General features: G+C 65.1%; 18 protein-coding genes. 10 read left to right on the top strand and 8 right to left on the bottom strand.

The genetic code is table 11. The features are described from left to right. Nucleotides 1-73 precede the first annotated feature (73 nt). From N7607_RS15265 to pdxJ, 5 genes are read left to right on the top strand one after another with little or no spacing between them, the layout of a single operon-like run. On the top strand, nt 74-448 hold the full coding sequence (locus N7607_RS15265; RefSeq protein ID WP_279867935.1) for a DUF4845 domain-containing protein: 375 nt from the start codon (nt 74-76) through the stop codon (nt 446-448). Next, on the top strand, nt 445-1,134 hold the full coding sequence (rnc, locus tag N7607_RS15260; RefSeq protein ID WP_279867936.1) for a ribonuclease III: 690 nt from the start codon (nt 445-447) through the stop codon (nt 1,132-1,134). Before N7607_RS15265 ends, rnc begins: the two co-directional genes overlap by 4 nt. After that, nucleotides 1,127-2,029 carry a GTPase Era gene (era, locus tag N7607_RS15255; protein ID WP_137971499.1) on the top strand — a complete coding sequence of 301 codons (903 nt, stop codon included), beginning with the start codon at nt 1,127-1,129 and terminating at the stop codon, nt 2,027-2,029. The genes rnc and era overlap by 8 nt, the downstream gene beginning before the upstream one ends. 3 nt (nt 2,030-2,032) lie before the next feature. Beyond that, nucleotides 2,033-2,731: a DNA repair protein RecO gene (gene recO / locus N7607_RS15250; RefSeq protein ID WP_279867938.1), complete on the top strand. Its 699-nt coding sequence runs from the start codon at nt 2,033-2,035 to the stop codon at nt 2,729-2,731. Continuing rightward, complete coding sequence (gene pdxJ / locus N7607_RS15245) at nt 2,724-3,470, top strand: pyridoxine 5'-phosphate synthase (protein ID WP_279867940.1); 747 nt, start codon at nt 2,724-2,726, stop codon at nt 3,468-3,470. Before recO ends, pdxJ begins: the two co-directional genes overlap by 8 nt. A gap of 3 nt (nt 3,471-3,473) precedes the next feature. Here the strand turns inward: pdxJ and N7607_RS15240 are convergent, their stop codons facing one another. From N7607_RS15240 to N7607_RS15215, 6 genes are all read right to left on the bottom strand, one after another. Next, nucleotides 3,474-4,235, bottom strand: a complete 762-nt coding sequence (locus tag N7607_RS15240; protein WP_279867942.1) for a transporter substrate-binding domain-containing protein — start codon at nt 4,233-4,235, stop codon at nt 3,474-3,476. A 97-nt stretch (nt 4,236-4,332) separates the two neighbouring features. Then, nucleotides 4,333-4,890 (bottom strand): magnesium transporter, encoded by a 558-nt coding sequence (locus N7607_RS15235; RefSeq protein WP_279867944.1) that lies wholly within the window; start codon nt 4,888-4,890, stop codon nt 4,333-4,335. Nucleotides 4,891-4,968: 78 nt separating this feature from the next. Beyond that, a complete protein-coding gene (locus tag N7607_RS15230) occupies nt 4,969-5,985 on the bottom strand; it encodes a GGDEF domain-containing protein (RefSeq protein WP_279867946.1) in 1,017 nt (338 codons plus the stop codon). A 128-nt stretch (nt 5,986-6,113) separates the two neighbouring features. Further along, nucleotides 6,114-6,293 (bottom strand): hypothetical protein, encoded by a 180-nt coding sequence (locus N7607_RS15225; protein WP_137971504.1) that lies wholly within the window; start codon nt 6,291-6,293, stop codon nt 6,114-6,116. A gap of 97 nt (nt 6,294-6,390) precedes the next feature. Next, nucleotides 6,391-6,600, bottom strand: a complete 210-nt coding sequence (locus N7607_RS15220; protein ID WP_068825417.1) for a cold-shock protein — start codon at nt 6,598-6,600, stop codon at nt 6,391-6,393. A 167-nt stretch (nt 6,601-6,767) separates the two neighbouring features. Beyond that, nucleotides 6,768-7,490: an endonuclease I family protein gene (locus tag N7607_RS15215; protein ID WP_279867951.1), complete on the bottom strand. Its 723-nt coding sequence runs from the start codon at nt 7,488-7,490 to the stop codon at nt 6,768-6,770. A 136-nt stretch (nt 7,491-7,626) separates the two neighbouring features. Between N7607_RS15215 and N7607_RS15210 the strand changes: the two genes are divergently transcribed. The 5 genes from N7607_RS15210 to N7607_RS15190 all read left to right on the top strand — a co-directional run bounded on the left by N7607_RS15210 (nt 7,627) and on the right by N7607_RS15190 (nt 12,787). Continuing rightward, the gene (locus N7607_RS15210; RefSeq protein WP_279867952.1) at nt 7,627-7,950 is read left to right on the top strand and encodes a hypothetical protein; all 324 of its coding nucleotides are present in this window, start codon (nt 7,627-7,629) and stop codon (nt 7,948-7,950) included. A 95-nt stretch (nt 7,951-8,045) separates the two neighbouring features. Continuing rightward, on the top strand, nt 8,046-8,825 hold the full coding sequence (locus N7607_RS15205) for a protein phosphatase 2C domain-containing protein (protein WP_279867953.1): 780 nt from the start codon (nt 8,046-8,048) through the stop codon (nt 8,823-8,825). Between the two features lie 17 nt (nt 8,826-8,842). Continuing rightward, nucleotides 8,843-10,531 carry a serine/threonine-protein kinase gene (locus N7607_RS15200; protein WP_279867956.1) on the top strand — a complete coding sequence of 563 codons (1,689 nt, stop codon included), beginning with the start codon at nt 8,843-8,845 and terminating at the stop codon, nt 10,529-10,531. A 9-nt stretch (nt 10,532-10,540) separates the two neighbouring features. Continuing rightward, nucleotides 10,541-11,395 (top strand): FHA domain-containing protein, encoded by an 855-nt coding sequence (locus tag N7607_RS15195; protein ID WP_279867958.1) that lies wholly within the window; start codon nt 10,541-10,543, stop codon nt 11,393-11,395. Between the two features lie 96 nt (nt 11,396-11,491). Continuing rightward, complete coding sequence (locus N7607_RS15190) at nt 11,492-12,787, top strand: phospholipase (RefSeq protein ID WP_279867960.1); 1,296 nt, start codon at nt 11,492-11,494, stop codon at nt 12,785-12,787. 187 nt (nt 12,788-12,974) lie between these two features. Here N7607_RS15190 and N7607_RS15185 read toward each other — a convergent pair whose 3' ends face one another. Together N7607_RS15185 and N7607_RS15180 are read right to left on the bottom strand one after the other, a co-directional pair. Then, nucleotides 12,975-13,826: a transporter substrate-binding domain-containing protein gene (locus tag N7607_RS15185; RefSeq protein ID WP_279867962.1), complete on the bottom strand. Its 852-nt coding sequence runs from the start codon at nt 13,824-13,826 to the stop codon at nt 12,975-12,977. A gap of 105 nt (nt 13,827-13,931) precedes the next feature. Next, nucleotides 13,932-14,252 carry a DUF2025 family protein gene (locus N7607_RS15180; RefSeq protein WP_279867963.1) on the bottom strand — a complete coding sequence of 107 codons (321 nt, stop codon included), beginning with the start codon at nt 14,250-14,252 and terminating at the stop codon, nt 13,932-13,934. Between the last annotated feature and the right edge of the window lie 51 nt (nt 14,253-14,303).

Here is a 14,303-nt window from a genome sequence, read left to right as displayed (position 1 = left end):
GGCGCTGTTCAATCGAGCGGCGCCTGCTTATATATAGTCATCGCCTTAAAACAACACTCAACTGGGGTCGATCATGAAGTTTTCGCGTTCGCAGAAGGGCATGTCCATGCTGGGCTGGATGGTAGTTCTTGCTCTGGTGGCTTTTTTTGCCAGTACGGGTTTTAAAATGTTTCCGCACTATATGGACTATGCAACTTTGAAGAAGTCTATTGAGGAGGCTAATCAGCGCTCCTCTGGTGAAATTCAAGGGGTAGAATCCTTCTATGGCTATGTGGGTAGCGTCATGGACTTGAATAATATTGACATGAATCCTAAGGAGATTATGAAGGTTTCTCTTGAGGGTAACGAATTCACTGTCCACCTCAAATATGAGAAACGCGAACCGCTGATAGAAAACCTCGATCTCGTTGCTAACTTCGATAAAGAATTCCGAATTCGCGTCCAGTGAGCTATACCCTTCGTCGCCTTGAGCGTCAGCTCGGCCATACCTTCCAGAACCAGGAGCTGATGCTCCTGGCGCTGACTCACCGCAGTTTCGCCGGGCGCAACAACGAGCGGCTGGAGTTCCTTGGTGATGCGATCCTCAACTTCGTCGCCGGAGAGGCCTTGTTCGAGCGCTTTCCCCAGGCACGCGAAGGCCAGTTGTCGCGTCTCCGCGCGCGGTTGGTGAAAGGTGAGACCCTGGCCATATTGGCCCGTGGCTTCGAGTTGGGGGAGTACTTGCGTCTGGGCTCCGGTGAGCTGAAGAGTGGCGGCTTCCGTCGCGAGTCGATCCTGGCCGACGCCCTCGAGGCGTTGATCGGTGCAATCTATCTGGACGCCGGTATGGATGTGGCTCGTGAGCGAGTGCTGGCCTGGCTGACCAACGAGCTGGACAGTCTGACCCTGGTGGATACCAACAAGGATCCCAAGACCCGCCTGCAGGAGTTCCTCCAGTCGCGCGCCGCTGAACTGCCGCGCTACGAAGTGGTGGATATCCAGGGCGAGCCCCATTGCCGTACCTTTTTCGTGCAGTGCGAAGTAGCTCTGCTGACCGACAAGACCCAGGGGCATGGCGCCAGTCGGCGCATCGCCGAGCAGGTCGCCGCCGCCGCCGCGCTGGTGGCGCTGGGCGTGGAGAATAGCCATGACTGATGCACCCGTGACCCGTTGTGGCTATGTCGCCATCGTTGGCCGGCCCAATGTGGGCAAATCGACGTTGCTCAACCATATCCTCGGGCAGAAGCTGGCGATCACCTCGCGCAAGCCGCAGACCACCCGCCACAACATGCTCGGCATCAAGACCGAGGGCGACGTGCAGGCCGTGTACGTCGACACCCCGGGTCTGCACAAGCACAACGACAAGGCGCTCAACCGCTATATGAACCGCAGCGCATCCACGGCCCTCAAGGACGTCGATGTGGTGGTGTTCGTGGTCGACCGTACCCGCTGGACCGACGAGGACCAGATGGTGCTGGAAAAGGTCCAGTACGTGAAATGCCCGATCCTGCTGGCAGTGAATAAGGCCGACCGGCTGGACGACAAGAGCGAACTGCTGCCGCATCTGGAGTGGCTGGCCACCCAGCTGCCGCAGGCCGAGGTAGTGCCGATTTCCGCTCTGCACGGACAGAACCTCGACACCCTGGAGCGCCTGGTGGCGGAGAACCTGCCGGAGTCCGAGCACTTCTTCCCGGAAGACCAGATCACCGACCGTTCCAGCCGCTTCCTCGCTGCCGAGCTGATTCGCGAGAAGATCATGCGCCAGCTCGGTGCCGAGTTGCCGTACCAGATCACCGTGGAGATCGAGGAGTTCAAGCAGGAAGGCCGCGTGCTGCACATCCACGGCCTGATCCTGGTGGAGCGTGACGGGCAGAAGAAGATCATCATCGGCGACAAGGGCGAGCGCATCAAACGCATCGGCCAGGACGCGCGCAAGGACATGGAGGTGCTGTTCGACTCCAAGGTCATGCTCAATCTCTGGGTCAAGGTGAAGGGCGGTTGGTCCGACGACGAGCGCGCGCTGCGCTCCCTGGGCTACACCGACTTCTGATCCATGCTCGCCAGCGCGCTTCCGGCCTTCGTCCTGCATAGCCGGCCCTACAAGGAAACCAGCGCACTGGTCGATTTCCTCACCCCCCAAGGGCGGTTGCGCGCGGTGCTGCGTGGCGCCCGTGGCAAGGCCGGCAGCCTGGCGCGGCCGTTCGCGCCGCTGGAGCTGGAGTTGCGCGGGCGGGGTGAGTTGAAGAATGTCGGCCGCCTCGAAGCCAGCGGCATCGCGCACTGGCTGCAAGGGCAGACGCTGTACAGCGGCATGTACCTCAACGAGCTTCTCCTGCGCCTGCTGCCCGCTGAAGACCCGCATCCCGCTCTGTTCGAACATTACGCCCTGACGCTCCACGCCCTGGCCGCCAACCCGCCGCTGGAGCCGCTGTTGCGCGCCTTTGAATGGCGCCTGCTGGACGAGCTGGGCTATGGTTTCGCCCTGGATATCGATATTGCCGGCCAGGCGATTGCCGTCGATGGCCTCTACCGCCTGCGCCCGGATGCCGGCCTGGAGGCGGTGGCCCAACTGCAGCCTGGTCTGTTCCAGGGCGCCGATCTGTTGGCCATGGCCGAGGCCGACTGGTCATCGCCTGGCGCCCTGGCTGCGGCCAAGCGCCTGATGCGCCAGGCCCTTGCTCCCCATCTGGGCGGTCGACCGCTGGTCAGCCGCGAACTCTTCATGAATCTCAAGGAACCCGCTCGTGACTGAAGCCAATCGCATCCTCCTCGGCGTCAACATCGACCATGTCGCCACCCTGCGCCAGGCCCGCGGCATTCGTTACCCGGACCCGGTCAAGGCGGCGCTGGATGCCGAAGAGGCTGGCGCCGATGGCATCACCGTGCACCTGCGTGAGGATCGTCGGCATATTCAGGAGCGCGATGTACGGCTGCTCAAGGACGTGCTGCAAACGCGCATGAACTTCGAGATGGGCGTCACCGACTTCATGCTCGACTTCGCGGAGAGCATTCGTCCCGAGCACGTCTGTCTGGTGCCGGAAACCCGCCAGGAGCTGACCACCGAGGGTGGCCTGGATGTCGCCGGTCAGGAGGAGCGCATCAAGGCGGCGGTGCAACGCCTGGCCAAGCTGGGCTGCGAGGTGTCGTTGTTCATCGATGCCGAGGAGCGGCAGATCGAGGCGGCCCGCCGCATCGGTGCGCCAGCCATCGAGTTGCACACCGGCCGTTATGCGGACGCCCACACTGCGGAAGAGGCCGCTCGGGAGCTGGCGCGCATCCGTGATGGTGTGGCCTGCGGCCTGGCCCATGGGCTGATCGTCAATGCCGGCCATGGCCTGCACTATCACAACGTCGAGCCGGTGGCGGCGATTGCCGGTGTGCACGAGTTGAACATCGGTCACGCCATCGTGGCTCACGCCTTGTTCGTCGGCTTCAAGGGGGCGGTGGTCGAGATGAAACAACTGATCCTGGCCGCGTCCGTTCGCGGCTGAGGATCACTCTGCGCTCAGCGCATGCTGGCGGTGGGCGCGCAAAATCCGTGCGTATTCGCCATTCTCCTGCAGCAGGCGCAGGCTCTTGTCGAACTCGTCGATCAGCTGCTGAGCTCCCGGTCGGCTGCGCGGCACCAGGAAGTGCAGGGTGTTGCTGCCGACCACGCCCTGTGACTCGCTGAAGCGTTCGGCGGCCAGCCCGGAACGATGAATGGCGCGCTCGCCGAGCAGGCTGTCGGCCACGAAGAAGTCATCGCGGCCGAGGTCGATCAGGCGTGCGCAGGTGGTAAGGTCCTGCGGCTCGTGCCGTTGCAGTTTGCCGACCGCCAGTAACGGCGCGAGACGAGGAGGGGGCTGCCAGCCCAGCGGCAGGCACATGCGCTTGCCTTCCAGCTGTTGCAAATCATCTGGCTCCAGCGCATGCCCCGCTCTGCTGAACAGCCGCTGGGTGGTTTCGTATAGCTTTGCGGAGAACAGGTATTCCGCCTGGCGCTCCGGCGTCGGCAGATAGGGGTAGGTGGCGTCGAACTGGCCCTTGAGCGTCGCCTGGTAGCCGCGCTTCCAGGGCAGCCAGGTCAGGCTCGTCTGATGACCCGCCCGGCTCAGTACCTGTTGCACCAATTCGGTGAGCATGCCGCCATTGGGCAGGTTCTGCCCGGCGAAGGGGGCATACTCGTCGCCGGTCACCAGCCTGATCGGGGCGGCGTTGGCCAGGCTGCCGAACAGCAGCCCGGTGGCCAGCGGCAGAAGCAGGCGGATCATCATGGGCGCAAGGAGCCTTGGGTCATGTGCGGCCGGGGTGGCCGCCAACCTATTCTAGCCCAGAGGCGGTGGCAGCCCGCAGCGGCCCGCCTGCCCGGCCTCACATCATGCGGCGGAACTGATGCCAGCGATGCTGCAGGCCCACCGCCCAGTTCGGGCTGGCCGGGCCGGTACCGGCAAGCTCCAGGCCGGGATGGTGCGCCACCACCTGGCTGAGTATCGGCTCCTGGGCTGGGCTGACATCGACGAAGAACAGGTGCTTGCCTTCGTGCAGGCGGTCGGCGAAGCGGCGGAATGCGCTGTTGGGCTGCTGCATGCCGAACAGGCTGCCTTCCCAGATGCTGAAGCCGAGCAGCACGGCGGCAAGAAACACGAACGGAATCCAGCCCGCCGGGGTCGAGGCCCAGTCATTCAGCCAGGCCAGCAGCAGGACCAGCACCGCCAGCGCCATGCCGATCAGGCTGCCGATGGAGCCGGAGTGGACTACGTCCTGCTTGAGGATCGAGGGCACCTCATGCAGGTGCGGGTGCTGTTCCAATGCGGCGTCCTGCTCGCTCAGCACATGGATCTGCTCGGTATTGATGCCGCGAGCCTCCAGCTCGCCTTCCAGATTCTCCAGATCGTCCAGGTTGTCGCTGATGTAGTAGTGCCGGTTCATGGCATACCTCCCACCTTCTGCTTGGCGGTCCCCCGGCCGGCCGATGCTCAGGTCGACGTTGACCTGCTTAGATTTTAGTCAGTGGCTGGGGGTGAGGTTGACCGTCGGGCGGTCGATGATGGTGCGGTCGCGGCCGCTGCTCTTGGCCTGATACAGGCATTGATCGGCGCGCTGCAGCCAGTGGCTCCAGGGTTCGTCATCGCGCAGCAGGGCGCCGCCGATGGACATGGTGACCGGCCCGCCAGGCCCGCGCAGGTTGTCGCGGACCGCCACCAGCAGGTTCTCCGCCGCCGATGCCAGGCCTTCCGCATCGGTGTCCGGGAGCAGCAGGAGGAATTCCTCGCCGCCGAAGCGGAACAGGCGGTCGCCTTGGCGCGAGCAGGCCTTGATCAGCTTCACGTAGTCGATCAGCACCTGGTCGCCGGCCTGGTGGCCGTAGAGGTCGTTGATCTGCTTGAAGTGGTCCAGGTCCATGGCCAGTGCGCCATAGCCGCGGCCGTGGCGGCGCTTGCTGGACACGGCGATCTTCAGTTCCTCGTTCATGGCCCGGCGGTTGCGCGCGCCGGTCAGCGGGTCCTGGATGGCCAGCAGTTGCAGCTGCTCGCGCTGGGTGCGGGTGCGATAGGCAAAGATGAAGGTCAGCACTCCGGCCATGGCATTGGTGACCAGGAAGGAGATCATCTGGTAGTGGCTTTCGAACACGCTGCCCGGCATCCACAGCGCGTGGCCTACCAGGCCGGAGAGCACCAGCAGGGTGGCGGCGATGGCCTTGCCGGGCGAGACCATGAAGAAGTTGAAGAGGATCAGTGGGTAGATCCAGAACAGCCCGTTGACGCCGAGGTTGATGGCGATCAGCGTGGAGCCCACGGAAAACACTCCGGCCAGGTAGAGGCCGGGCTTTTCCGTGTCACCGGTGCGCCAGGCGTAGACCACGGCGGAGAGGGTGGACAGCACGATCACCGCATCGGCGATGCCGACCAGCAGGTTGCCGTGCAACAGGCGATAGACCGCATAGGGTGAAATGCCGAGCACGCCGATGATGCCCATCAGGGTGATGATGGACAGCTGGAAATCGTTGCGCAGTCGCTTGAACATCAGCGCGGCTCTCTGGCTCGTGGCCCATTTCATTGTTATGGACCAAGGATGCAGGGCTTTGCTCGTATCGGCAAGGAACTGTTAGGCGAAGTGCCAGTATCGTTGCGCTTACCGAAGTACCGCGGAAACTACTTCTTGCCGAGGCTGATCTGGCGGCTGGGGGCCCAGGATTGTCCACTCACGCCCTTGGCGATCTGCTGGATCTCACCGCCGGATTTGAGGAAGGCGGCGACTTGAGCTTCGAGGGATTCGCTGGTTTCCGAAGCCGGCTGCGGCTTGGGCTGCTGGGTGGACTTCTTGACTCGCATGGTTCCCCCTCGAGGAATGATTGGCTACGCAGGGCGCAGCGAAGTGGCAGGGATAAAAAAACCGGCCCGAAGGCCGGTTCTTTGGACGTCGTACAGATCAGATGACCTGGACTTCGTCAGCTTGCATGCCTTTCTGGCCCTGGACGGCGATGAAGGAAACCTTCTGGCCTTCCTGCAGGCTCTTGAAGCCGGTGCTCTGGATCGAACGGTAGTGAACGAACAGATCAGCACCGCTTTCCGGAGTGATGAAGCCGAAGCCTTTCTCGTCGTTGAACCACTTGACGGTGCCAGTTTGACGTGCGGACATGGGATGTCTCCTTGAACAAAGTGAACACGGCGCTGGAACAGCCCAGGCCATGACTGAGTGCAAAGAGTAAAGAAACCGAGGGGGGTTGGACCGAGATCTAAACCGGTCGATTTGCGGTGACACATGCAGCACAGTCCCGCCACCTTACAGGCACTGCGCTGATTTACCTAATCATTTCTGCCTTTTCCGGTAAACGGCGCCGGGCAGCGGCGCAGATCGGCGGTGCCGACGAAGGGGTTGCTCCAGCCCATCACGCAGGCGATACGCTGGTTGCGCTGGCGTTCCCAGGGCTCGACCGGATAGTTCCGGCTCCAGGCCTCGAACAGCCGCCGCTCCTGGTGCGACAGCCGCAGACCATAGCGCTGGGTCATGTAGAAATAGGTGCGGGCGATCATGCCGCGTACCTTGGGGCGCGGCATTGCCTTGCGCGCCTGGAAGTCCACCACCATCGGACAGGTGCCGTACTGATGCGGCTGTTGTGGCAGCCAGGCGAAGGGCAGGTTGCTGCGGTCACCGTTGATCTCGCCGATGCTCGGCACCAGGTTGAACAGGTCGGCTTCGGCGCGGCGAAAGGTCTCGTCGCTGCGTGCGCAGTGCCTGCGTCCGCCTTGCTGCCAGCAGCGTCGCTGATGGCCGATGACCCAGGCCGGCACCAGGTGTTCCCACTCGATGCGTGCCGCGCGCTGGGGATTCTTGCGTGGCCGGTAGCCGCAGCTCTTCAGGTCCACTCGATTGCCGCTGTAGCGACAGCCGCAGTAGAACTCCACCGACTGCTGGGTGTACAGCTGCCAGGCGATCTTCTTGGCTTCGCTGAAGGTGCGCGGTGGTGCGGCGAGGGCGGGCAGGGCGAGACAACAGGCGAGCAACAGCAGGGCAAAGCGCGTGGGCATGGATACGGCATCCCGGAAAAGCGCCGCATCATACCGATCAGAAAGTGCCTGCCAATCGTGGCACGCCTGGCCAGGGCTACTCGCCGGGAGCCTTGGGGCGTAGCATCGAGGCTATCGATCGACGAGGAGCAACCTCATGCGAACCATCCTTTTGCTGCTGGCCGCCGCACTCAGTGGCACAGCGCTGGGCGCCGAGCCGGTGCGCCGCGAGATTCCCATCGAATACGTCAGTCCTGGTGCTTCCGGTAGCGTCAGCTCATCCAGCCGCAGCCAGAGTTACGACGTCTATGGAGGCCATGCCGTGCCGAGCCAGGGTTATGGTCGTCAGGTGCAGATCATCCAGGGTGGCTCCAGCGTCCGGCAGAGCGGCGGCATCCGACAGAGCATCGAGTACCCCGGCGGCATCGAGGTGCAGCGGTATCCCGGGCAGAACAGCTACGAGGTGCAGCGCAACCGCTGACGACTGCTTAACAGTTCCGCCGTCCCGGGCTGACAGACTGCAGTCCGGCGCAGCATCATGCACGTCAGTGCAGATTCAGAAGGTAGCCAGCAGTCATGCCGATGCAGTCCCTGGGGTTCGCGGCGCAGAGCGTCGCGGGTCGGGTTCGAGGACATAACGAGGACGCCGTGCTCTGCCTTCCCGAGCTCGGACTGTGGGCGGTGGCCGATGGCATGGGCGGCCACCAGTGCGGCGAAGTGGCTAGCGCCATGGCCTTGGACAGCCTGCGCCAGGCCGTTTCGGCGGGAGGTGATCTGGAAGCGGCAATCCATGCGGCCAACCAGGCGATCCTCGATGCGGTGCAGGAAGACGGCGGCCGGCGCATGGGCAGTACCGTGGTCGCCGTGCGCTTCTTCGACAGCGAGTTCGAAGTGGCCTGGATCGGCGACAGCCGCGCCTATCGCATCAGCCTGGACGGCATTGCGTGCCTCACCCGTGACCACAGCTGGGTGCAGGCGATGATCGATGCCGGCGAGCTGAGCGTCGAGGAAGCCCGTCAGCATCCGCGGCGCAACATCGTCACCCAATGCCTGGGGCAGAACGAACAGGCCCTCGAAGTCGGCCGCGTGCAGGGCAGCCTGGCGCCGGGCGAACTGCTGCTGCTGTGCAGCGACGGCCTGACCGGCGAACTGAACGATGAGCAGATCCAGGAGGTCTGTGCTGGGGCGGCGACCCTCGATGATCTGGTCGAACAGCTGATAGGGCTGGCCAATCAGCTGGGCGGCAAGGACAATATCTCCTGCATCGTGCTGGGGCGCAGCATGGCCGAATCGACGAAGATCGACGCCAAGCCGCGCAACTTCCTCAGCCGATGGCTCCATTCCCGCAAGCACTGAATGATCGACGCACATCCATGAGCACCACACTGCTTGAAATTCCCGGCTACCGGGTGCACGGCCAGCTGGGCAAAGGCGGCATGGCCGAAGTCTTCCTGGCCACCCAGGAGTCGCTGAGCCGCAAGGTGGCGATCAAGGTGCTGCGTAGTGCCGAGGACGAGGCCTTCAGCAAACGCTTCATCCAGGAGGCGCACATAGTCGCCTCGCTCAACCATCCGTCGATCATCACCATCCATGACATCGACCGTCTGGCCGATGGTCGCTACTACCTGGCCATGGAGTTTCTTCCCGGCGGCGACCTGACGCGGCACAAGGGCGAGCTATTCGCCCCCGAGCGCGCACTGCAGATCATCCGCGAGATCGCCAGCGGCCTGGCGGTGGTACACGACAAGGGCCTGGTGCACCGCGACGTGAAGCCGGCCAACGTGCTGTTCCGTGGCGACGGCACGGCAGTGCTCACCGACTTCGGCGTGGCCAAGGACCTGGACATCGACAGCGAGCTGACCCAGTTCGGTGTCGCCGTCGGCAGCCCGGCCTACAGCAGCCCCGAGCAGGCCCAGTGCCAGCCGCTGGACGCACGCAGCGACATCTACAGCCTGGGCGTGATCCTCTTGGAGCTGCTCACCGGCAGCAATCCCTACCGCGGCGGCAACTACACCCAGACCGTGGTCAACCACGTGCAGATGGAGCCGCCACCGCTGCCCGACAGCCTCGGCGCCTTCCGCGGTCTGCTGGCGCGCATGTTGGCGAAGAAGCCGGACGAGCGCTTCGCCGATTGCCGCGCACTGCTCGCCGCACTGGACGAGATGGAGCTGAGCGATCTGGAAGAGACCCAGCTGCGCCCGGCCCTGCCGATCAGCGAGCCGGTTGCCGTGGAGGCTCCGGCGCCGCGCAAGCGCCGCTCGGCCATGCCGCTGCTGGTGACGCTGAGCGTGCTGGTACTGATCGGCACGCTGACCTCGGCCGGCCTGTACATCAAGGAACAGCGGCAGATCGACGCGCTGCTGGCCGAGGCAGAGCAGCGTTTCGCAGCCGGCCAGCTGATCGAGCCGGCGCAGGACAGCGCCGAGCACTATTTCAACCAGGTGCTGGCGCTCGATGAAGACAGCGACGAGGCCCAGGCCGGCCTGCTGCGCATCCGCGAGGCGCGGATCAAGGTGTTCACCGAACTGGCCGAGCAGCGCCTGGCCGATGGCCTGCTGACCGAGCCGGCCGAAGACAGCGCCGACTACTACTACCGCCAGGCTCTGGCCATCGACCCGCAGCACGCCGCCACCTTGGCCGGTCTGCAGCGCGTGCTGGACGCGCGCATCGCCCGCTACTTGCAGCTGGCCGAGCAGAGCATCGCCGACAAGCGCCTGCTGCTGCCCGAGGAGGACAGCGCGGTGTACTACTACCGGCAGATTCTTGGCTGGGCGCCGGATAACGCCGACGCCCTGGCCGGCCTCAGCCACGTGGCGCAGCGGTACCGCGACCTGGCCAATTCCGCCTACCGGCGCAGCGACTTCCCCGGGGCCCTGGCGATGATCGATCGCGGCCTGGAAGTGGAGCCGCAGAATGCCGAGCTGCTGCAGATGCGCGGCGAACACAAACAACTGCTCGGTGAGGCTCGCGCCGCCCGAACACGCGCTGCCGCGGCCCAGGCCGAGCGTGAGCGCACCAGCAACCCGATCAAGCGAGCCTGGAACAACATCTTCGGCCAGTAGGACCCATACATGCTCAAGCTGCACTTCAAGGACAGTCGCCAGGCCCCGGTCTGGCTGGTCGAGGAACGCTTCACCCTGGGCCAGGACCGACGCAACAACCTGGTCCTGGACGATGCTGGGATCAACGCATTCCACGCCGAGATCCGCCAGGACGGCGGCCTCTACTACATCAGCGACTGCGACAGCGAGCTGGGCACCTTCGTCAACGACGAACGCATCGGCAGCCGCTACCAGCTGCGCTCCGAGGACCGCGTGCGCCTGGGCGAGGTCGAGCTGCTGCTGGTCGATCCGGGCAAGGCCAAGGCGCAGGCCGAGGCCAGCCAGCGCTGGTTCCTCCAGGTGATGCAGGGCGAGCACGAGGGCAAGAAGTTTCACGTCAGCGGCTCGATGACCTTCGGTCGCTCGGTCAAGTGCGAGCTGTGCTTCAGCGATGCCCAGCTGTCGCGCCGGCATTGCGAGTTTTTTCTGCGCGACGACGTGCTGGAGGTCAAGGACCTGGCCTCGGCCAATGGCGTGCTGGTCAACGGCGAGAAGAGCGCCGCTGCGGTGCTCAAGCCGGGCGATCAGGTGCGCATGGGTTCGGTGATCCTGCTGGTGATCGGGCCCAAAGTGGACGCCCAGGAAGCGCAGGAGGAGAGCGAGGACGCCACGGTGTTCGTGCGCGCCGTCGACCTGCCCACGCCCAAAGCCAAGCCCCAGGCGCGGCCGGCGAGCAGCGCCGCACCCACGGCCAACCCGCTGCGCGCCGCCGCACGCGCTCAGGCGGCCCCTGCCGCCAAGGCCGGTAGCGGAGCGCTGCGCATCGCCCTGGTGATCGGTGTGCTGCTGATCGCCGGTGGACTGGCTGCCGCTGCACTGCTCTGATGCCTGATCGGTGAGTGCCGCTGGCGCAGCCTGACAGTGTCTGGCGAGGCTGGCGGGGTTAGCCTTGGCCGCTTCTCCTCACGCATCGGAGTAGCCGTGAAGTCACTCGTTCTGCTGTCCTGCGCCGGCCTGCTGGCCGGCCTGTCCTCCCATGCCTTGGCCTGGTCCAACCACTCGCTGGGCAGCCTGCTGGCCCTGCGCGAGATGCCCGAGCTGCGCCAGGAGGTGACGGTGGAGCCGCTGGAGGCCTTCCTCGCCGACCAGGCGCCGGCCATCGAGCGTCTGCTGGACGAGCAGGAGAACTATGCCCGCGAGCATTTCTCCTACTACCCGGCTCGCCCGGACGAGCTGCGCTGGCAGGCGGCCGGTGCTGGCGATCGGCGTGCCGCCTTCCTCCAGGCCCTGCGCATCAACCCGCAGATCAAGCTGGCCAGCTTCATCCAGCAACTGCCGGGGCAGGATGCCGGTGGCCGCCCGCTGCTGAGCGGCGAGGATGTGCTGGTGTTCCACAAGGTCGGGCCCTGGACCCACTGGCGCTACCTGGGCTTGAAGGATGGCGAGAAGGTCGCGGCCCTGCAGGTGGTGGCCAGCGCCGCGGACGAGCCGGACTACGGCCACGACATCAACCTGTTCAGCGACAACCCGGGTGCCGTCGGCCAGCGCTACAACTTCGGCCCGCAGCCGTTCGGCGATGCGCGCTTCGAGTATTCCTCCCAGGCGCCGTTCCATATCGGCTACTACCACGAGTCGGCGCTGATCTTCGCCGCCGCGCCTTACCTGAGACAGACCCTGCCGCACTGGCGCGTGTACCAGTACAGCGGCCTGGCGCGCCTGGCCTTCGCCAGCGGCCATCCGTACTGGGGCTATCGCTTCCTCGGCTGGGCCATGCACTACCTGCAGGACCTCACCCAGCCGTACCACGCCAGCGTGCTGCCAGGCGTGGACACCACCGGCATGGTGCTGATCGCGGCCAAGGCAGAGGCCGGCTACCCCGAGGAGCGCGAGGCGGCGATCAAGCGCGTGGCCGACCGCCACACCGCCATCGAGCAGTACCAGTTCGACCGCATGCAGGCGTTGCTGGAGGCTGGCCAGGTGCAGCATCCGTTGCTGACGGCCTATGCCGAGCGCGATGACGATGCCGGCTACCCGGCCTTCGACGTGGACTACGCGGCCCAGGTGGTGGCGGCGGAATCCCATGCGCGTGCGGACGAGCTCGACGCGCTGATCGGCTCCTGGATGGCCCGCGGCGACAGCGCCAAGGGCTTCAGCGAGGGCAATCGCCTGCAGGCGGTGCAGTCCGATCCGGCCCTGGAGGCGATGCTGGTGCAGCTGTTCCGCCACTTCGGTGCGCACAGTCGCAATGCGATCAGCGGTACCGTGCCCGAGCAGTAGGCGTGAGAGCCTGCTTACGATCTTCTGGATTAGAGCCAGACAAGGCCTAGGCGGCCCCGCAAAAGCGGTCGAGGAAGCGCACTGGGCTCGCACGCGAGTTTACGAGTGTAAATGAGAATTCCGACCGGGCTGGCGATCCAGGCCGCTTTTAACGCCGTATGGCCGACAGTCAGGAGATCGCAGGTTCTTAGGGGCGATACCACAGCTCGCGGCGCTGCAGCGGGGTCTGCGCAGGCAGCAGCGGATTGTCCAGCTCGATCACCTGGCGCCGCGGCAGCGCCACGCGGCGCAGGTCGGCGCCGTGGTACTGCTGGAACACCTGCTCGAAGGAGCCATCGGCCAGGGCCAGTTCCAGGCCCTGGCGCACGGTTTCCGCCAGCTGCGGATCGTGCGGCGAGAAGAAGAAATACAGCGCGGTGGGGTAGTGCAGCACCAGGTGGCTGTCGGCTAACAATGGGCGCTGCTGGTTGTGCCGCAGCTCGTCCTCCACCTCCAGCACGGCCCGCGGGAAATAGTCGAAACGCCCGGCTTCCAGCATCAGGAACAGGCTCTCGTAGCTGGAGCTGACCTCCACCCGCAGGCCGTGGCCGCGCAGGATATTGGTGTCCGGCCAGTCGTGGCCCTGGCCGGCGCGCAGCTGGCGCAAGTCGTTCAGGTTGCGCACGCCTTGCAGCAGATTCGGCTGGTCCGCCCGCAGCAGGGCGATGCGCCAGCCATACAAGCCCTTGTCCAGCGGAATGCGCACCGGCAGCAGGCGTCGCTCGCGCTCCAGGCTGGTCATGGTCCAGACCACGTCCACCGCCTCGCCCTGTTCCAGGCTGAGCAGGGCGCGCTGCTGTTCCATATGGTGCTGCGAGGGGGTGATGCGCAGGCTGCTGCCGACCTTGTCCAGGGCCAGCTGCAACTGCGCCAGCGGGTAGGTGGGGCGGAACTCGTCGCCGATCGGCGCGCGTGGGTAGCGCAACACGCCGTCCGCGGCCAGGCAGGGCGCGGTGCTCAGCAGCAGGGCCAGCAGCCAGGTCAGACGCCGCACAGGCATCGATTGCAATCCTTTCGTGGGCGATGCGCACTTGCGCATCCTCATGGTGCGCGCATTATGCCAGCCCGGGTGGCGCGCGCCGACTGCAGGGGCCCGTGCGGTCGCTCAGGTGCGACGGCGCTCGGCGATGATCTCCGGCAGGTCGCTGCGGCGCAGATACACCAGCAGCGGCTCGGAGATGTTCAGGCGCTCGTCGATGCGCTGCTCCAGGAGCAGGCCAAGGCGCTCGCGGCTGAGGGTCATCAGCGCGCCCTTGAGCGGCTGCCAGACGAATTCGGCGCAGGGCTGGATGCTGTTTTCGGTGACGTCGAGGCCGAAGGAGTCCTCGCTGAAGCGCACGATGTGCTGGCCGCTCTTGGCGTTGTAGCCGACCAGGCCCTGCAGGGCGTCGGCGGCGGCGCAGATGGTGGACGATGTGATGCTCATGCAAACCTCCTGTGGATGTTGTCGAGGGTTGCGCGCAAGGGACTCTAGGTA

This window comes from Pseudomonas sp. GD04019 (genome assembly GCF_029837695.1).
GTDB lineage: Bacteria > Pseudomonadota > Gammaproteobacteria > Pseudomonadales > Pseudomonadaceae > Aquipseudomonas.
The sequence above is the reverse complement of the archived record's forward strand: the minus strand, read 5'-3'. Positions and strand labels throughout refer to the sequence as shown.